Annotated in this window: 24 protein-coding genes; 11 read left to right on the top strand and 13 right to left on the bottom strand. The window is 63.0% G+C overall.

Annotated features, from left to right (window positions below):
• Positions 1-153 precede the first annotated feature (153 nt).
• The 6 genes from DDF70_RS20210 to DDF70_RS20235 form a co-directional block, all read right to left on the bottom strand.
• Entirely contained in the window at positions 154-1,506 is a 1,353-nt protein-coding gene (locus DDF70_RS20210; RefSeq protein WP_114946644.1) for an IS1380 family transposase, read from the bottom strand.
• A 71-nt stretch (positions 1,507-1,577) separates the two neighbouring features.
• Positions 1,578-1,967 carry a hypothetical protein gene (locus tag DDF70_RS20215; RefSeq protein ID WP_114946645.1) on the bottom strand — a complete coding sequence of 130 codons (390 nt, stop codon included), beginning with the start codon at positions 1,965-1,967 and terminating at the stop codon, positions 1,578-1,580.
• Positions 1,968-2,219 carry a hypothetical protein gene (locus DDF70_RS20220; RefSeq protein WP_162820530.1) on the bottom strand — a complete coding sequence of 84 codons (252 nt, stop codon included), beginning with the start codon at positions 2,217-2,219 and terminating at the stop codon, positions 1,968-1,970. It abuts the gene before it with no gap.
• Between the two features lie 282 nt (positions 2,220-2,501).
• Positions 2,502-2,891 carry a cupin domain-containing protein gene (locus tag DDF70_RS20225; RefSeq protein WP_114946647.1) on the bottom strand — a complete coding sequence of 130 codons (390 nt, stop codon included), beginning with the start codon at positions 2,889-2,891 and terminating at the stop codon, positions 2,502-2,504.
• A gap of 381 nt (positions 2,892-3,272) precedes the next feature.
• Positions 3,273-4,082: a hypothetical protein gene (locus DDF70_RS20230; RefSeq protein WP_114946648.1), complete on the bottom strand. Its 810-nt coding sequence runs from the start codon at positions 4,080-4,082 to the stop codon at positions 3,273-3,275.
• A 335-nt stretch (positions 4,083-4,417) separates the two neighbouring features.
• Positions 4,418-4,978 (bottom strand): transglutaminase-like cysteine peptidase, encoded by a 561-nt coding sequence (locus DDF70_RS20235; RefSeq protein WP_114946649.1) that lies wholly within the window; start codon positions 4,976-4,978, stop codon positions 4,418-4,420.
• 190 nt (positions 4,979-5,168) lie between these two features.
• On the opposite strand from DDF70_RS20235, the gene DDF70_RS20240 reads away from it, so the two are divergent.
• Positions 5,169-5,663 (top strand): response regulator, encoded by a 495-nt coding sequence (locus DDF70_RS20240; protein ID WP_245435574.1) that lies wholly within the window; start codon positions 5,169-5,171, stop codon positions 5,661-5,663.
• Positions 5,664-5,894: 231 nt separating this feature from the next.
• Here DDF70_RS20240 and DDF70_RS20245 read toward each other — a convergent pair whose 3' ends face one another.
• The gene (locus DDF70_RS20245; protein WP_114946651.1) at positions 5,895-6,089 is read right to left on the bottom strand and encodes a hypothetical protein; all 195 of its coding nucleotides are present in this window, start codon (positions 6,087-6,089) and stop codon (positions 5,895-5,897) included.
• Positions 6,090-6,335: 246 nt separating this feature from the next.
• Here DDF70_RS20245 and DDF70_RS20250 point away from each other — a divergent pair, with 246 nt between their 5' ends.
• The 4 genes from DDF70_RS20250 (at position 6,336) to DDF70_RS20255 (ending at position 8,411) form a co-directional block, all read left to right on the top strand.
• Complete coding sequence (locus DDF70_RS20250) at positions 6,336-6,602, top strand: DUF6894 family protein (RefSeq protein WP_245435575.1); 267 nt, start codon at positions 6,336-6,338, stop codon at positions 6,600-6,602.
• 107 nt (positions 6,603-6,709) lie between these two features.
• Entirely contained in the window at positions 6,710-6,847 is a 138-nt protein-coding gene (locus DDF70_RS36725; RefSeq protein WP_162820531.1) for a hypothetical protein, read from the top strand.
• Between the two features lie 256 nt (positions 6,848-7,103).
• On the top strand, positions 7,104-7,262 hold the full coding sequence (locus DDF70_RS36730; RefSeq protein ID WP_162820532.1) for a hypothetical protein: 159 nt from the start codon (positions 7,104-7,106) through the stop codon (positions 7,260-7,262).
• A gap of 111 nt (positions 7,263-7,373) precedes the next feature.
• Complete coding sequence (locus DDF70_RS20255; RefSeq protein WP_162820533.1) at positions 7,374-8,411, top strand: magnesium transporter CorA family protein; 1,038 nt, start codon at positions 7,374-7,376, stop codon at positions 8,409-8,411.
• A gap of 367 nt (positions 8,412-8,778) precedes the next feature.
• Here DDF70_RS20255 and DDF70_RS20260 read toward each other — a convergent pair whose 3' ends face one another.
• Together DDF70_RS20260 and DDF70_RS36735 are read right to left on the bottom strand one after the other, a co-directional pair.
• Positions 8,779-9,201: a response regulator gene (locus DDF70_RS20260; RefSeq protein ID WP_342633937.1), complete on the bottom strand. Its 423-nt coding sequence runs from the start codon at positions 9,199-9,201 to the stop codon at positions 8,779-8,781.
• Positions 9,202-9,298: 97 nt separating this feature from the next.
• Entirely contained in the window at positions 9,299-10,069 is a 771-nt protein-coding gene (locus tag DDF70_RS36735) for a hypothetical protein (protein WP_162820534.1), read from the bottom strand.
• 126 nt (positions 10,070-10,195) lie between these two features.
• Between DDF70_RS36735 and DDF70_RS20275 the strand changes: the two genes are divergently transcribed.
• The 3 genes from DDF70_RS20275 (at position 10,196) to DDF70_RS36740 (ending at position 12,691) form a co-directional block, all read left to right on the top strand.
• Positions 10,196-11,065, top strand: a complete 870-nt coding sequence (locus DDF70_RS20275; RefSeq protein WP_114946656.1) for a DUF6502 family protein — start codon at positions 10,196-10,198, stop codon at positions 11,063-11,065.
• Positions 11,062-12,300: a DUF5666 domain-containing protein gene (locus tag DDF70_RS20280; RefSeq protein WP_114946657.1), complete on the top strand. Its 1,239-nt coding sequence runs from the start codon at positions 11,062-11,064 to the stop codon at positions 12,298-12,300. The genes DDF70_RS20275 and DDF70_RS20280 overlap by 4 nt, the downstream gene beginning before the upstream one ends.
• A gap of 238 nt (positions 12,301-12,538) precedes the next feature.
• Positions 12,539-12,691, top strand: coding sequence for a hypothetical protein (locus tag DDF70_RS36740; protein WP_162820529.1), 153 nt, complete (start codon positions 12,539-12,541; stop codon positions 12,689-12,691).
• A 312-nt stretch (positions 12,692-13,003) separates the two neighbouring features.
• Here DDF70_RS36740 and DDF70_RS20285 read toward each other — a convergent pair whose 3' ends face one another.
• The 4 genes from DDF70_RS20285 to DDF70_RS20300 all read right to left on the bottom strand — a co-directional run bounded on the left by DDF70_RS20285 (position 13,004) and on the right by DDF70_RS20300 (position 15,570).
• Positions 13,004-13,300, bottom strand: a complete 297-nt coding sequence (locus tag DDF70_RS20285) for a hypothetical protein (RefSeq protein WP_114946658.1) — start codon at positions 13,298-13,300, stop codon at positions 13,004-13,006.
• A gap of 103 nt (positions 13,301-13,403) precedes the next feature.
• Positions 13,404-14,009, bottom strand: coding sequence for a YidB family protein (locus DDF70_RS20290; RefSeq protein ID WP_114946659.1), 606 nt, complete (start codon positions 14,007-14,009; stop codon positions 13,404-13,406).
• Between the two features lie 103 nt (positions 14,010-14,112).
• The gene (locus DDF70_RS20295) at positions 14,113-15,150 is read right to left on the bottom strand and encodes a YsnF/AvaK domain-containing protein (RefSeq protein ID WP_245435576.1); all 1,038 of its coding nucleotides are present in this window, start codon (positions 15,148-15,150) and stop codon (positions 14,113-14,115) included.
• Between the two features lie 81 nt (positions 15,151-15,231).
• Positions 15,232-15,570 carry a PepSY domain-containing protein gene (locus DDF70_RS20300; RefSeq protein WP_114946660.1) on the bottom strand — a complete coding sequence of 113 codons (339 nt, stop codon included), beginning with the start codon at positions 15,568-15,570 and terminating at the stop codon, positions 15,232-15,234.
• Positions 15,571-15,771: 201 nt separating this feature from the next.
• Here DDF70_RS20300 and DDF70_RS20305 point away from each other — a divergent pair, with 201 nt between their 5' ends.
• The 3 genes from DDF70_RS20305 (at position 15,772) to DDF70_RS36745 (ending at position 17,259) form a co-directional block, all read left to right on the top strand.
• On the top strand, positions 15,772-16,287 hold the full coding sequence (locus DDF70_RS20305; RefSeq protein WP_114946661.1) for a YsnF/AvaK domain-containing protein: 516 nt from the start codon (positions 15,772-15,774) through the stop codon (positions 16,285-16,287).
• A gap of 35 nt (positions 16,288-16,322) precedes the next feature.
• The gene (locus tag DDF70_RS20310) at positions 16,323-16,985 is read left to right on the top strand and encodes a DUF6766 family protein (protein WP_114946662.1); all 663 of its coding nucleotides are present in this window, start codon (positions 16,323-16,325) and stop codon (positions 16,983-16,985) included.
• Positions 16,986-17,112: 127 nt separating this feature from the next.
• On the top strand, positions 17,113-17,259 hold the full coding sequence (locus DDF70_RS36745; protein WP_162820535.1) for a hypothetical protein: 147 nt from the start codon (positions 17,113-17,115) through the stop codon (positions 17,257-17,259).
• Positions 17,260-17,453 lie beyond the last annotated feature (194 nt).

Genomic DNA, 17,453 nt, shown 5'->3' on the forward strand with positions numbered 1-17,453 from the left:
CCGATCGTATTCACCTGAGCTTGTTGCGATGACCTGACTTGCGGCTTGGGCGAGCCAATCTGTTGCGTCTTTTTCATCGCGGCGAGGTTTGGAACGTAGGAACGCGTTGGCGGAGAAGACATGGGGTGACCGGGGCGATGGCAGCCCCGGCGCTCATGGCGAGGCTGCTCTCGGGCTGGGCAGGAGAGCCGCCGCTATGGCGCGGAACAGGTCGGCTTCGGGACAGCAGGACGCGTAGGCCAAGCGGATGCGGCTGGTGGTTTCCTGCACCCGCACGGCGATCTTGAGCAGGCGAAGCCGCAGCGTGGCGAACTCGGCCCGGGCGAGATCGCGTGCAGCCGGAATAGCCTCGCGCACCGCCAGCATCAGCCAGTAGGCGGCCGTGTGCAGCACCAGCCGAACCTGATTGGCCACTGCTCGCCGGCACGAGGTCCGGTCGGAGGCGAGTTGCGCCTTGTGGAACTTGATCCAGTTCTCGGCCTGACCCCGGGCACAGTACAGGCTCTCGTAGATGACCCGCGGGCTGGTGCCGGTCAGGTTGGTGACCACAAAGCGGATGTCGAGCCCGAGGCGGGTCGCCTCGATGCGGGCGATCGCGCGACGCTCGCACGACCAGCTTTTGGCCCGGTGCCTGGTCTCAGCGAAATCCCGCACCACCTCACGATCCTCGATCGCCCGTCGGGTGCGCACCGCATCCGCGGTGTCCTGCACCTTGCTGGTGAGCGGCCGGCTGCCGGCCAGCCCGAACAGATAACTGAGGCCGCTCTGCTCGCAGAAGGCCATGACCTCAGGCCGGGCATAGTGGCTGTCGCCCCGGATCGTGAGGCGGGTGAGAGGCCAGCGCGTGCGGATGCGCCGCACGAGGCGTCGCAGATGCGCCCGCACCTCACGACCCGAGGGTGTCTTGCCCGACCGCAGCACGACGGCGACCGGTCGGCCGGTGCTGTCGTAGACATGGATCGGCAGAAAGCAGCGCTCGTCATAGTGCGCGTTGAACAGTGAGAGCTGCTGGTGCCCATGCACCACGTCGCAGGTGTCGTCGATATCCAGCACCACGCCGTCCGGCGGGGTGGCATAGCTGTCCATCCACTGGTCGACCAGGGCGTAGCTCAGGCGGATCGCATCACGGATCGTAGGCGCATTCTCCAGACGCGAGAGGGTCGGCTGCGAGGCCAGATCCGTCCCGGTTTCCGGCAGGCGCTCGCAGGCGAGCTTGAATGCCGGATCAGCCCGCAGCGGGCCGAAGTCGTTGCAATCCTCATAGCCGCACGCGATGGCGAAGATGCGGGCGCGGATCATATCCGGGATCGCGTGCGTCACGCGGCTGGGATCGCGCCGATCCGGGATGATGCGCGCCAGCCGCTCGGCGATGCCGAGCCGGCGCTCGGCCTGGGCCAGGAGCATGACGCCGCCGTCGGACGACAAGCGTCCGCCGTCGAAAGCAGCGGTGATCTTCTTGCGGCCCACGGCTGGAAACGGGAAGGTTGCGGTTGTATCGTCCATCATGGCGGGTGTGGCAGCTTTGAAGGGGTTGCAGGACGGGTGTCAGCAACCAAATCCTACGCTGCTTCAAGTGCTTAAGCTACATCCGCCAGCCCTTCTCCAGCCACCTCGTGCATAAGAACGGTTAGTGACAGGCGAGGTGGCCTGACGGCTTCACGAATCGCGACCGCCGCCTCGTACAGGCGATCCGGTCCGTCCGCGGGCTGCGAGTTAGTCTGCAGCGTGATCATCGCATCTTCATCCGCAAACCAGACGTACAGGGTGCGGTAGCCGAGCGTTTCGGCCTGATAGAACCACTGCGGTCCCGCCGATTTGAGAATTCCTCGCGCCAAGCCGAGGGAGAAGCCGCGCGGATCCTGCGATGACACCTCGGGAAGGGGCGCACCGGTGCGGGTCGAGACCATCGCGAGCCACTCGATCTGCTGCTTCGGCGGCACGACCTTACCGGCGAACACCGCCCGCATTCAGCGGTCGACATCCCGCGCATTGGCGATCGCACCGCCGGCGGCCTGAGCCCACGATGAACTCATCTCCCGCACGTCACGGCCCATCAGCGGCAGGTTCCAGGACCGCCCACAGTCCTTGGGCTGGTAGTCGGTGCAGGCTGGGTTCCCGAAATAGCCATGCGCCAGCCGCCGGATCACGGGTTCGGGATAGGTGCCGCTCTCGTAGAAGGTCGAATGCAGCCCCAACGGCTCGATTACGAGCTCATGCACCAAATCCCGGAGCGACTTGCCGCCGGCCTTCTAGGCGATCGCGCCGTTAATTCCTGGCGCGATGCGACCGGTGTTCCCCTCGTCGGCTGACCTGCATGGGCTTGCGGGCTGCACTTGCGGTAACGGCGCCGATCAGGCGTTAAGTCACCAATACCATTCAGAGTGTTCGCCAGAGAATTTCGAAGCGATCAGGCATCATGAGTTTGGACCGTCACGCAAACAAGCACGGCTCATTTGCTCAAAGCCCAATACCGTCGCGAACGGCGTGGCTTGTCAGTGCCGTCACACGGTCGGCTCCCAGATCCCCACGACGGCGAACGCTTCGCCTTCGCCCGGCCAAGGTGGCATGGTCGTGCCAACCGCCGCCAAGGGCTCGGGCGAGACCGAGCGAAACTGGAAATGAGTTCCGACCGGGATCGTGACGGCAACGCCGGGCTCCACGTCCACAACCTCTTCACGGTCATGCGAGCGGCGCCACATCTGTCCATGGCCCAAGAGAAAGTACCAGACCTCCTCGACGGTGTGATGCGCCATTGCGCGGGAAACGGCCTGCGATGGCAGGCTGAAATGTGCTAAGCTGCCTCGGCTCGCGCTGCACAGGATCCGCACCTCGGAACCGTCCGGGGCAGTAGCGTCAGGCAACGCACCGAGCCGTGTGGTTTCAAAGGACATCGACCATGCTCCTTTTGATCCATGGTTGAGTCTAACACGACAGGCACTCGATTATCACCAATGTTAGTCAAGGTCCGCAACTGGCACTTCTCGGAAGCAGATCGAATGTCCGCGTAAGGAGGGAACAGCGGACGTTCCTGGAGGGTAGGCGATCGTCACTGCCTGACCCAGTGCGGACATTTCACACAAACTGGGGAGACCTGTTCAGGCGGCTTGTAGAACCTGTACCAAGGTGCGAGCGAAGCTCCCGATTTCCGGTGGAATTGTACGATCAGCCCTTGGCTGCTTGAACAGCCAAGGGCTCCGGCAGAATTCCATATCGACATGCGGCCCAGAAGAACGTTCAGGCCGGAGCATCAAGCAGGTGGCAGGAGCCGAGGATCACCGCCTTCCGCCATTCCCGCCGCCATTGCCGTTGCCGCCTCGGCCGCCGCCAGCACCCGCGTTGCCGTTGCCACCGCCTGGATTGGAGGGATCGGTGCCCTTCACGTCGGTGCTGGTGTTGTCGGCAGGCTCCGATCCGTTGCCGAGGCCGTTGTTGTTACCTGGCCCCTGACCGTTGCCATTGCCCGGCCCGGCACCATTCGCATTGCCGCCGGAACCGGCCGACCCGCGGCTGCCACCACCGATCGAGCCTCCAATGCCGCCGCTGTTGCTGCTGGCCGGGCCATTGCCACTGGCAGAGTTTCCGCCGATGGAGGCGCCAACCGATGCATCTCCTGAAGCGGCTCCGGCAATACCTCCACCGGAAGACCGCCCGGCCGCGCTACCGGAACCCGGGTTCCCGACTGCGCCTGCCATGGCGCTGCCGGAGGAGGTCGCGCTCCTGGCTGCCGTAGGAGTGGCGATTGCAGACGCACCAGCCGCGGAGCGCGCTGACGTTCCAACCGCGGCGGAACTCGTACCAGAGCCGAAGAGCCGATCCAGGAACGATGCCCCGGGAGCGCCGATGGAACCGGTCGTCTCGGCTCTGACGTCCTGGTTTACCGCACGCCGTGCCTGCGGAAGGATCGCGCAGCGGCAGACTTCCTGGCCCTGGACGATGCGGAGGCGGCAGTTGCCGTACATGGATGCATTGGCGACGGCAGGCTGGCACTGTGGGCCTGACCTGGGCATCTGGGCCTGAACCGAGGCCGAGGTGGCAAGAAACAGGGTCATCGCAGACAAAGCGAGAGCGTGCGAACGCTTCATGGTTCACCTTACAAGAGAGTACAAATGGAGGCTGATCGCAGAAAAGCGGCTCAGGTTGCTAGATGACGCCCAACGAAGAACATGGTTCCGGCACATTCCTAGAAATATTTTCAGATGATATGTGGATATGTCTGCGCCGATTAACGGGTATTCAATCTTTATACCTGCCTAGGCCTCGGCTTTATCCTGTCCTTAGACTGCAAGTTAAATAAAGGTCCCTGATAGTCTTCAACTAACAGGGGCATGCCATACCTGACGGAACGTGGGTTCGGGCCAGTCGGCACAACGATCCTATAGCCAGCTCAGTTCCACGGCCTGCCTGGCAAGGGAGCGGGTCAGCCGCGCGGCCGGCGGAACCCGGCCTGCGCCACAGGCAGGCTGCGGGCGACAGGAAGATCCACCGTCGGCTCGCTGGTTCTTGCACCTGAAGCCGACACCCACCCACGTCCCGACTGACGCGAAAGGAACGTATGGCCTGTCTGCGAAGGGGGCAGGATGGACGAGGTCAGGCTGTCCAGGACGTACTCGCCACTGGCCGTCGTCACGACTAGTACCGCATGCGGCTCACCGGATGACGTCGTGCCGACCGAGATGGCAAGCGCCGAGGCAGGCCAGCCGCGCTGCAAGAGCAGCTTGCGCTTCAGCAGTGCGAAATCCTCGCAGTCGCCCTTGCCGCTCGTCGGCAGTGTCCAGACGTCCTCGCGCCCGTACTGCTCCATGTCGGACACTTCGACGATGGTGCCGTTCACATGGCTGTTGATCTGCCGCAGCTCGGACATCCGCTCGGGCGTAAGAATGAGACGAGCCGCAGGCTTGGCCGAAACCGGCACAGAATAAAGCGCCGTCGCCAGAGTAAGTACAAGGCTGCCAGCCAGGAAACGAGAGATCGACATCATAGGAATGCCCCCAAATAAAATTGGTCGAAGCCGACATCTGCGGCACTCGAACCGTTTGTTTTTGTTAGGAGCACATTAACTATGACTTTAAGCCTAGAATGAGGCAGATTGAACCAAGCCCAGCCTAGCCGCCATACACCAACTCCTGCTGTGAAGCGCGATGCTCTGGGAAGGAACCGGATCATGGCCGGTGCGTTACATCTCACCGTTGTTCTATCCTGTTCGTTCCGTGTCGCAGTTGTTTCTAGGAACCGTATTGCTGGTCGAGGACGAGCCGCTGGTGCGGCTTGTGACGGCTGACCTGCTGATCGAAGCCGGCTTTCGTGTTGTCGAAGCAGCCAATGCCGACGAGGCCCTCACACTCCTGAGCGCCGGGGTTGAGGTGGATGTGCTGCTCTCGGACGTCGAAATGCCTCCGGGCCGCAACGGCTACGCGCTCGCACGCCAGGTCCACGAGCATTGGCCCAGCACGGAAGTCCTGATCACCTCGGGACGGGAATGGCCGAGGGAAGGGGACCTCCCGCCCGGAGCGGCGTTCCTGGCCAAACCCTGCCCGAGCGAAACCCTGGTATCCTATGTGCGATCTGCGGCAGAGCGTGCTCAGACAGCCAGAGCAGGGCATTCGGCTGAGACAACGGTCGATCTGGTCGATGGAACGGTTGTGCCGTTCCCCAAAGCCGGCTGACGCGAGAAGAGCCAACACGGCTTCCCGCAAGTCGCAAGCGATCTGCCCAGGTGAGGGCTAGCGCATTTATGAGGTCGATCCCCCTCGGCGGGTCCAGCCGGATGATCGGATCTGGTCTCCCACGGTCGGGTGGTGGTCGCGACGGTCGAAACCGTGGTGGCTGCATTCTGCGGCGATTCAAGTGCTTCCGCCCCGTCCAAGAGCCTCATGCCGACATACACCGGCTCATCATCATCGCTTCTGCATGAGGCGGTTGAGGATCGTGGTGGCGAGAGCAAACAGGAATGCGCAGATCGAAACGGTGGCGACCAAATGGGGGAGGAAATGCGCGACCAGGCTGTCCGGGGTGTATCCAGAGTGGTCATGGGTAAAATGATGGATCGTGGCGAGGACAATGCCGGCCATGAATCCTACGACCGCAGCCATGGGAACGCTCCACGGCTCTGCCGATTCCGATCTCCTTCGCATGCTCACTCTCATTGTAGTCGGCTAGCCCCAATCCATGCCGCTCGGCGAGACCAATACATGACCACCCGATAAGAAAGCCTAACGGATCCGAGCGGTTTTTATTCCCTGCGGAAGGATCAGCAAGTGGTTCTATTGGCAGTACTACGATTTGCGGCTAGATACCAGAATGAGACCTTAGCAGTATCGATGCCTCTGAGGTCTCGGTTGAGCAGCCTGGCATCGCGTTGGATCCGGGGACCATCGATGCGCTGCTATTTTCACCTGGTGAATGGTCACGAGACCATTCTCGATGAGAACGGCGTTGAGGTCGCAGATCTGGCCACCGCAGTAGAAATGGCCTTGCACGCCATTGACGACCTCAAGGATGAGGCACTTCAGCCCGGCGGCTCATGGCAAGGCTGGACACTCGATATCGTGGATCCCACCGGACGCATCCTTGCATCGATCCCTTTGGATCCCACCATTCACTAGCCGCAATGCCGGCCCACCCAGCAGCTCTTCGAGGATCCGCCTGCTGGATCCTGCGCGCTTGCCAAACGTTGATATCCCATAGGTGAATCATGTTTTTGAGCAGGCTGATGAATGCGCATGATCTGGATGTTCATATAAAGATCAGAGATGCCGAGAAGGACATCGACCGCCTCGAATGGATGGTGACGACCGCCATCTTCGTGACGGTGCCCGTCGCCATAGCCACCTACTCGGCCATTCATTGAAAGCGTTTCCCTCCATGAAGCTGAGCCGAGTTCTCCATGCAGGTTGATGTAACACATTGGGTCCAAAGGTCTCGGTAACGTTTGCAATCGAGGGATTTATCTGGCTCGGCCAAGAATACCCCCGTACGGCAAGAATACCCCCGTACGAGCGGTCACCTGCGGTTCCCGAAATATTTTATCGCCTCGCGACGGAATAATCCGCCCGCGGCTTCCGTTCAGCCCACATGTTCGCGTGCATCTCAGACAGGAACGGCTCATGATTCGTGTTCAAAGCGTAGAGGAGTCTCAAGGTGTTGATTCACGCCCATCGGGCATGGAGGCAAAACCGTCATTCAAGCGTGCCTCGATTCTTTTCGTCGCGTCCTTCGGCTCTCTGATCGGAACAAGTCTTATTCTGGCCAGCATCGGGCAGTGATCAAGGCCTCGGCATGATGCCAAGAAATGCATATTGCTGTGCCCTGCTGAAGGGGCGCAAGGCGTCTGTGGGATTGAGAGCCGGGACGATGATGTGCTGGAGCCGCCGAGCTTGATTGCGAATTCTCCTGCCGAGGCTCGTCCTTCCCAGGATCGGGCCGCGATCCAGGCGTTTCTCTACAACGCCGACGGACACGACAAGGAGGTCGAGCTCGACCAGCAATGCCTTGTCGGCCTCGACGAGCGGACGCTCCTGTGGGTGGATGTCGATGGCCGCGATCGCGACGCGGTGGAGCATCTTGCCCGCGTCTTCGATCTGGACCGAGGTTCGAGCCGGGAACTCCTCAATCCGCAGGAGGCGCCATATCTCGACAATTACGGCGCGTACTTCCAGTTCGACGTCATCAGCCTTTCGCGCGGAGAGAATGGCAACGGGGATCGTGCCTTGACCAAATGGCTTCCCGTCCACTTGGATTTCCTCGTCGGTCCGCGTTGGATCATCACCGTTCATGACGGCGCGTTGCCCTTCCTTCAGGCCTTCCGTGACCAGGGCAAGGGCGAGACCGTGATCGGAGCCCTGAGCCCGCCGGCGCTGGCGGCCTCGCTGCTGGACTGGCATCTGAGCGCCTATTTCGAGGCCGTCAGCGAACTTGAAGAGTTTCTGGACCGGCTCGACGAGGCGATGCTGGCGCATTCGGCCCGGCGCAGCCTGCTGGCAGGCGTGGTCGGGATGCGGCGCAAGGTCTCCCAGCTTCGTCACTTCCTGAACCAACAACGCCCCGTCTTCTATGGGCTCTCGCGTCCCGACTTCGCTCAGATCTTCGAGGCCGACGCGGCTGCGCATTACCAGTCGCTGGAACGGCGGTTCGAGCGTGCCGTCGACACGGTCGACCATGGGCGAGAGCTGGTGAGCGGCTCTTTCGAGTTGTTTACGACCCGCACGGCGGAGGCGACCAATGACCTTGTCCGGCGGCTGACTTTCGTCACGGTGATGCTGGGTGTGATTGGGGCGGTGGCGGGTGTGTTCGGCATGAACTTCGAGACGCCCTACACCCAGACGGGCGTCATAGGCTTTTGGGTTGTCATTGGTGCCTTGGGTTCATTCATCGGCATCGCCGCCGTCCTGGCCCGTCGCAGAGGGTGGATTTGACGGGGACCCAGAAATAGTTCTCACGGCCCAGCAAGTGACAAAAAATTCAAATGGCCGTTAATGGCACACCTGAGACCTAAGCCCGAGGGCAGCAATCCTTACGTAACCGGACGTTCTTAGAGGTCATCGGATTGGCAGAGGATGATCCGGTGCGGACTTCGATTAGTCGGGTCCTGTAGCGCGCGTACGACACAATCTTGTAGTGGAGTCGCACCGGCGCTTTTCTGGATGTTCTCCAGCATTCGTGCATACCCGTGATCGGGAGACAGCTGCCGTCCAAATTAGTATCTGGCCAACGAACAGATCCTGAGCGGAGAGAGATCTCGGAACACGATCGGACAGCAACTTATCTGGCTCCGGGACGCATTTATCGGAAAGTCACAGCTCCCGACAGAACCTCTTCCACTACCTCGCAGAAGGCGCTGTGCGAGAACGGTTTGGAGAGCACCGGTTGGCCTCGATAGCGCTGGAGAATGGCGCTGGAATCATAGCCTGTTGTGAAGATGAACGGTATGCCTCGATAGCGCAAAACGTCTGCAATAGGATAAACCACCAGGCCATCGAGATTGACGTCGAGAACGGCGAGATCGAAATCCTCGTCGAGCGCCAATCCCATGGCCTGTTCGAAGTTGGCCGCTGGGCCGACGACTTGTCCTCCGAGGTCGCACACCATGTCTTCGATCAGCATTGACACCATGGTCTCGTCTTCGACAACGAGAACGCGAGGCGGCTGCGGATCGTGCATCGGAACCCTCTCGACGGTCTGGACCGGGTAACTGTATCGCTGCATTTGAGAACTCATCTGAGTATGCCGTGGGGCCGGAGCGGATCGATGGGCCCGAGTGTCAGGCGTCCTGCCGCCAGGGGCAGCAGGACTTTTCGATTGCTCAGGGCTGTGAGGCTTGGATATCCCGGGCTTCTTCGATGACCTGATCGAGCACGTCCGGGGTGATCTCGAGCCCGAGCTTCTCATTGAGCAGTGCAACAGGCTCCTCCGGCACACCCTGCTTCGACAGTGCGGCCAAAGCTGTGGCGGCCGCGGTGATCTCCGCATCGGTGATCTGATCTTCGGTGTTCGTACTGAGCGTCAAGGCCTTCTCGTAGGCGGCGATCAGCCCGACCGTCGAGTTCGGCGCCGCATGTAGCCGGGCTGTCGCCGAGGCGTTTACCGCATTCATGCGGCCGAGCTTGGCGGTGTCCAAACCGATGGTCTTGGCGCTGGACGCTGCCTTCTTGGTGTCGGAGGAGACTTTCGCCTCGATGCCCCTGCCATCGCGTGCGCTGCTGCGCGCCTGCTCAGCCCTTGACTGACCCTTGGCGGCAGCACCGCTGAGGTCTGAGTTGCGGCCGCTGCGATCGCTTGGGCCACCATGGGAAGTCTCACCGCCCCCACCGCGCGAACCGCCACCGGAATTTCCACCACCTGAGCCGCCTCCGTGGCCTCCGCCGGAGTTGCCACCACCGCCGCCATTTCCACCGCCGTTGCCGCCCCCATTGCCTCCGCCGTTTCCACCTCCGTTACCCCCGCCATCACCGCCTTTGGCTTGGGCTTGGAATTTCTCGAGCTTGAGGGAGGTTAGATTGAGCGACAGTGGTTGCAGGCTGACGGCCAGACCGAGAGCGAAGGCCGAGACGGTGAGAGTAAGACGTCGTGTCATGATGTTTCCTTCCAAAATGGGTGGGGCCTGTCGAAGCCTCGTTGAAGCGATGTTTACGTGAGAAATTTTCCCACATCAACCGGATGTGGGATTGCTTCCCACGCGGGATCGCTTTACTTAATCCTCATGTCCGGCGATGCCCCACGATCCCCTGAGCCCGCCAAGTTGCATGCGCCTCTGGCGCGCCTGCTGCGCCCCCTTGTGCGCCTTCTCATCCGGAGCGGAATCACCTTTCCCATGCTCGCAGAGCTGCTCCGCGAGCTTTATGTGAACGTCGCCGAGTACGATTTTGCCCTTCAGGACAAGGAGCAGACGGACAGTCGCGTCAGCCTTCTCACGGGCATTCACCGCAAGGAGGTTCGGCGGCTGCGAGGCGCGGGGGCTCCGGTCAACACGGTACCGGCGACCGTCTCGCAGACGAGCCGCATTCTCGCCCGCTGGCTCGCCGATCCAGAATTCACAGACGGCGACGGGCGCCCTCTGCCTCTCCCGCGCATAGCGGAGCCGACGCAGCCATCCTTCGAGCGCCTCGTTGCCTCCGTCACCCGCGACGTGCGCCCACGTGCCGTGCTGGACGAGTGGCTCGACCGCAAGCTGGTTGTGCTGGATGACGATGAACGGGCGGTGCTGGCCGAGGCGGCATATGTGCCGCGCGGCGGAGATGATCAGCAACTCTACTATCTCGGGCGTAACCTGCATGACCACATCGCCGCTGCGGTCGCGAATGTGGAAGCTCAATCACCCCCATTCCTTGAGCGGGCTGTCCACTACGACGGGCTGACAAAAGAACTGGCCGAGCAGCTGCAGCAGCGATCCCGCGACGTAGCCATGGAAGCTCTCCAGACGCTGAACCGTGAAGCCCACGTCGCCAGCGACAAGGCTCCCCCGGGACTGTGGCGCTGGAACTTCGGCGTTTATGTCTATTCCGAAGAGGTCGTGCCGCCGTCCGCCGCAAAGATATCGGCCGATAACAATGATAAGGAACACAGGGCGTGAAGGATCATGCTGCCTCGCTTGCACGAACCTCTGCTGGCTGGCTTGCGGCCCTCATGCTGCTTGCCGCGCCGCTGAGCATGGCCTGGGGCCAGAACGGGCAGGATCGCGGCATTGGTGGCACCGGCGTGGTCGCGGACGATCAGGATGGCGACCGGGGCATCGGCGGCACCGGTATGATGGGGCGGATCCGCGGCTTCGGCAGCATCATCGTCAACGGCCTGCACGTGAACTATGCGCCAGACGTGCCGGTGCGGATCGACGGACAGGCTCGGACGGCTTCCGATCTGAAGATCGGGCAGGTGGTGCGAGTGGTGGCCGAGAACCGCAACGGCGTGTTGGCCACACGGCAGATCGATGTCGCCAGTGAGGTTGTCGGCACAATTGAGACGGTGAGCGGCACAACCCTGAAGGTGCTTGGCCAGACCGTTTCGACAAATGCGCTTCACGCCTCGAGTCAATGGCAGCGCGGAGATCGTGTGGCGGTGTTCGGCCTGCGGCGGCCGGATGGGATGATCGTCGCAAGTCTGATCGAGCGCCGGGACTGGGGTCCCGAAAGGATCGCAGGACGCGTGATCAGATCCCGTGACGGCAGTCTCGGAATTGGGGCCTTGAGGCTCGCCGGAGCGGATCCTGCACTCGTCGGGACCCGGGTTGCTCTTGAAGGCACCTATGCCGATGGCACGCTCCAGGTTACCGGAACTGCCCGGGAGCGGGATCTCCTGGGAGCCAACATCCGCCGCTTCTCCATCGAGGCTTATGTGGAGCGAACGCGGAGCGGGCTGCGCCTGGGATTGGGGCTTGATATTGCGGGCCGTGCCCGGTCACTTCCCGTCGGGTCATATGCTCCTGCGGTTGTGACTGTCATCTCCGACCGGAGAGGGCGCCTGAGCGTCGAAGGCTTATCCCTCGAAGGAAAGCCGACCCTGTCGGGCGGATCGCCCCAGGGGCAGGATCCTGGCGGTTCCCGCAGCCTGCCGTCGGATACGCGCGGGCGTGGTGCCTCGCACCGCGATGTGAGCCCCGGATCCAGCCCGTCGCGCAACAATTCTTCCTCCGGGAACGCTCGTGGACACGACGATCATGGCAACTCTTCCGGCAGCCGCTCCGATGGCAACGGTGGCGGCAACCACGGAGGCGGTCGTGGGGGAGACAACGGCGACAGCGGATCTCGCGGCGGTTCGGGAGGCTCCGGCCAAGGGGGGAACAGCGGTGGGAACGGCGGCGGAAGACGCTAGTTCTGGCAAGCGGAGGCCGTTCGTTCCATGACATGGGCTGTCAGGCTGGCGAGAAGAGCCAGCCCACCATGGGTGGGACCCTTGATATGATTAGAGCCCCCCTGGCGAGGACATGACCGGCCCTCAACAGGGTGGCACAGGCCGCATCATGCCGTCGAGGTCCAAGCCCCGATCCGCTGGAAACCGGTCGTCGGTTCGTTCGTTGCCTATCGTGCGTGATGATTGGCACGGAGGGTTCATGATGGCCCCTGCGGATTGGTTGGCGCGGTACGGCTGCACCGCCCTCATCGTGGTGTCCTTCACCTTCATTGGCGCCATCGTTGCCTGGCCTCTGCTGCGCCCGCTTTGGTCGGCCCAGGTCACCATTGCCCAGTTTGTCCCTCGAGACTAGAGATAGCGGGTTCCGCCGACGTGGATTTGGTTGGCTCGGACTGCATGCAAGCCCTTGGACGCCATCGCCCGCAGGGGAGAGTTTCTCGTTTGCAAAGTGGCATTGCTCACCACCGAGCTGGAGCAGCAGGACCAGACCGGGATCGCGTCCATACTTCAACAAGCAAGCTAGCAGCATAGGAACTCCAGCGCACGGAACCGCGCCCTTGCCGTGGCGCCGGATCAGGGGCCATGGCCCTCCTGAAACCAGCATTCCGATTTCGCGCTCCTCAACCGGAGGCGCTGACGAGGTGAGGTGAGGCCGGTGTGCCGTCTACTTGCGTTTGTCGTTGTCGTATACGTTGGTCCGGCCCGTGGTCGTCCCGGTGCTGGCCGAGGTGCCGGTCGTGCCTGTCGTGGTGGTCCGTGACCGCCCACGCATGAAGTACCAGACGAGGCCGGCAATGATCGCCAGGCCGATGATGATCCAAAGCAAGGAGGCGCCGCCGCCATCGGTTGTTGCGGGCGCGGCGGGCGAACCGGACGTCGCGGGCGGCGTGGCCTGGGCGAGGGCATCGTTCACCGCAGCGAGTGTCACGATCGTCGAAGTGTAATATCTTTTGAGCATCATGGTCCTCTCCCGGCCACAGGGCTACGGATCAACGTTGGCCCCAAGTCCGCGTTCCTCTCACCGCAAGGGCCGGGATGCTCCAGTCCTTGCGGTGCCCGGGCTCTCAGACCCAGCGGCCGGAGACCTCCTCCTCCGTCGGCAGTCGCCCGTCCGGGGTGAATTGGTCGACCGCGTCGGGCAGTTCCTCCGAAAGTTCGGACAGGAGCTGCTGGCGCGGCAATCCGGTCTGCTGCTCCAGTTCGTCGAGCGTGTCCGACCCGAGCGCCTGCGAGAGTTCGTCGGGGGCAATGCGTCGGTTCTGGCCCGGGCCGACCCAGGAGTCGACGTGGTCGCCGTAGCCGTTCTGGCGGAACTGGTCTAACAACCCGCCTAGGCTGCCCCCGCCAGCACCGGCGCCGCCGAGCAGCCCACCCAGCAAGCCCCCGAGACCTCCGGGAAGGGCGCTGCCGAGACCACCGGATGTCCCGCCGCCAAGACCTCCGCCCTGACCGCCGAGCATGCCGCCGAGACCGCCCTGGCCACCCAGGATGTCCCCGAGCCCTCCGCCCATGTGGCCACCCTGCGAACCGGAGCGGTAGTGCTGGAAGGCCTTGGCGGCCAGGAGCATCATGAGAGCCTTCACGATCGGCGAGGTCGCACCGCCGCGTCCCTGCATCGAGGTGCCTCCAGCGCCCATCATGTTACCCAGGATCGAGTCGAGCAGTCCCATCGCAATCTCCTGTTTTGCGCCGTGTCGCGGCCCAATGTGATGTCCCAGGCCGGAGGCCCGGAATGGGGAGGGAAGCCCGGCTCAGCCGGGCTTCCCTTTACCCTCAGCGGGTGCGGCTGCTCGGGCTGCCCGTGGTGCCCGTCCGCGAGAAGGCATTGCCGCGCTCGTCTTCGACGTCGACCTCGGTCTTGCGCACGGTGTCCGAGATCGTTTCGGTGCGCTGGTCGGCTTCCTTGCGCACGACCACTTCCTCGACAACGCGGGCTTCCTTCGAGACGACAGCTTCCTCGGCCCGCTCCTCCACCTCGATGGTGCGCTCCTGGAAGGGATCGCCGGCGATGGCACCAGCCTGCGTCGTGCTCGAGACCGGGCGGCGCTCCACGTCGACGCGCTCCTCGCGCAGAGTGACCTGCTCCTGCACGGGCCGCTCGATCACACGCGAGTGAAGACGCACGCGACCGCGGTTCACCTCGCGCTTGCCGACGTGCAGCTCTTCCTCGGCGACCGGGATAACCTCATCGGTGCCGCGAGCCGTGGACGAGGCTCGGTCCGCTTGCCCAGTCGCACCTGTCGCGGTGGCGCTGGCACCCGTCCAGCCCTCGGAGCGCCAGGTGTTCTCGCGCTCGTCGAAGTCGACCGTGCCCTCGTCATCGAGGATATCGACAATCCGGTCGACCTCTGCGTCGGAGGCACGCACGGTCACCAGGGCACCGCCGCGGCGGACGCCCTCGGCATAGGCATGGGCATCATTCTCGTCGACGCCGGCGTCAACGAGCGCGCCCGTCAGTCCGCCGATGGCTGCACCGGCTCCGGCACCAACGAGAGTGGACACCAGCCAACCCGCCGCCACGACAGGACCGAGCCCCGGGATGGCAAGCATGCCGAGACCGGCAAGCAGGCCTGCGCCGCCGCCCGCCAGCGTGCCGACGGTGGCGCCCGTTCCGGCGCCGTCGCTGACATCGTCATCACGATAGTTTGTGCCGTCGAAGGTGCGGCTGGCATGCGACGAGTAGCGGTCACCCTCGTTGTTGGCGATCAGGCTGATGTTGCTGCGGGGAACGCCGGCGGCCTCCAGGCGGCGAACGGCCTCCGAGGCATCCTCGTAGCTGTCAAAGAACGATGTGAGAGTCTTGTTTGTCATGTCTGTTCCACTTTCTTGGAAAAGGGTGCGGTTGCGCGACCCACCTTAGGTGCTGCGCCAATGGGGTGATGGAGAGTGGGCTTACTGGGTCTGGACAGTGCCCTTGTAGTCGATCCCCACGCTGACGGACTTGCCGTCGCGCTGGGCCTTGCCGCGCCAGATGCCCTGATCGTCCTTGCGCAGTTCGGTGACGTTGCTGAAGCCCTGCGCCTCAAGCCGGGAGCGCGCCTGCGCCTCCGTGAAGCTGTTGGCACCGGGCTCGACTGCGCCCGTGGTCTGCGGACTGTCGGCGGGCTTGTGGGTGACGGCAGGATTCGACGAGCCGCTGTTGTTCGTCGGCTGGGTCGCCGAAGTTTGGGCCATCGCCGCCGTAGTCAAGGCCGACAGGACGGCCAGAGTTGCAAAGCCGAGGCGTCTCAAGGTGCTTCTCCTCTGTATCAAACACGTAGGGGCTCAATGTGCGACCACGGTGACTGTTCCGAATGCCACGCTTGCGTGCAGGAGGCTGTCCCCGCGAAGGAGACGGCGCGGCTGGTTTCGAACGATGCCGCTGATCCCTCTTCCGCGCCGGGAACTCCCCTTCCCAGCACCCGTTGATTGTCGCTTGCCTTGAGAGGATCGATGGCCAACCCCGTCCAGAACCCGAATGCGCCCCTGGATAACCAGGACCAGGTACCTGTCCTTGATGATGCCTTGAGGAGCGATCCTCGAACCGTGGCGGAGGAGATCCTCCCTGTCGTCGAGGAGAGAGCCGTCATCGATAAGCAGCAAGTTTCGACCGGGCATGTGCGGGTGCGGACGGTCACCGATACCGTCGAGGATGTGGCCCACGCGTCTGTGCAGTGGGAGGACGTTGAGGTCACCCGCGTTCCCATCGACAGAGAGGTCGAGACCGCACCGGACATCAGGACCGACGGTGACGTCACGATCGTGCCGGTGGTCGAGGAGGTGCTCGTGGTCGAGAAGCGCCTGGTGCTCAAGGAGGAACTGCACATCCGGCGCCGCATCGAAACCGAAACCGTCGAGGTGCCGGTCACCTTGCGCAAGCAGCGCGCGATCGTGCAGCGTGAGGCTCCGGATGGCGCGGTCGTCGACGATAAAGCGGACCCGGAAACTGAAAAGCCGCCTCCGCGTTGACGAACCGTAGCCGTTCACGAGCGTGAGGTCAGTGTATGCGTCGGTTCCTGCGGGACAATGGGTTGTCGCTCACCCTGTTCGCCCTGTTCCTGGTCTCCTTCATCGGTCAGGCGCTCACCGGCTGGACGGCCCATGCCGAGGAGCTCCGCCTGCATGAGCTGCCCGAGATCGGCTTCCTCGCCTACCTGACCAGCGGCCATTTCATCTCGGCCACCTTCGAGAACTGGGAAAGCGAATTCCTCCAGATGGCGACGTACGTGCTGCTGATGGTGTTCCTGTTCCAGAAGGGCTCGCCCGAGTCCAGGAAGCCGGACGAGGACAATCCCGAGGACGAGCCGCCGCACAAACGGCGCGGCGAGCCGGACGCGCCCGGCCCGGTCCACCGCGGCGGCCTGCTGCTGAAGCTCTACTCGCACTCGCTCAGCCTCGCCCTGGTTGGGCTGTTTCTCGCCTCCTTCTGGCTGCATCTGGCGGGCAGCACGCGCCGGATCAACGAGGAGGCGCTCCAGCATCATCAGCCCGCGCAGACCATGATCGAGACCCTCGCGGATCCGCAGTTCTGGTACGAGAGCTTCCAGAACTGGCAGAGCGAGTTCCTGTCGATTGCCGCGCTGCTGGTGCTCGGCATCTATCTTCGCGAACGCGGCTCGCCCGAGTCGAAGCCGGTGGCCGCCCCGCATGCCATGACCGGACACTGACCTGCTGGCGTATGCCGTACCAGAGCCGATGATCGGCCCTGTTGGAGGTGGCGGCATTTTCGGGCGGTCATCACGGACTTAGGCGAAGGTCGTCTTAGCCCATGCATCATCCAGTTGCGGCCACCCTATGGCTCATCCTTGGGAGGCCCGCCGCGCCGTGCGCATGATCAACGCGAACGCCGTGATCGAATTCGATAGCTGCTGCTATACGGATGGGGAATCTCCTGAGGGCTCCGTCGTGGAAACTCCTGACAAGTCGAGCTATGCGCAGTAGGGCAACTCTTTTCATTTGCTCCTGTTGAACATGCAAGAAACCTGAGCGTCTCAGCCGCACCACCTGCGGACATGGTGAACCCAAGCTCACAAGTTGTCGGCCGAGCGAGGCAACACAACATCGACCCTGTGAACGACTGACAGGAAGGTCAGTTAATGGCACTTTCCGGAAGTGGACTGCATGTCCGCCAAGGT

It is taken from the genome of Microvirga calopogonii, assembly GCF_003347665.1.
In the GTDB taxonomy this organism is placed as follows: domain Bacteria; phylum Pseudomonadota; class Alphaproteobacteria; order Rhizobiales; family Beijerinckiaceae; genus Microvirga; species Microvirga calopogonii.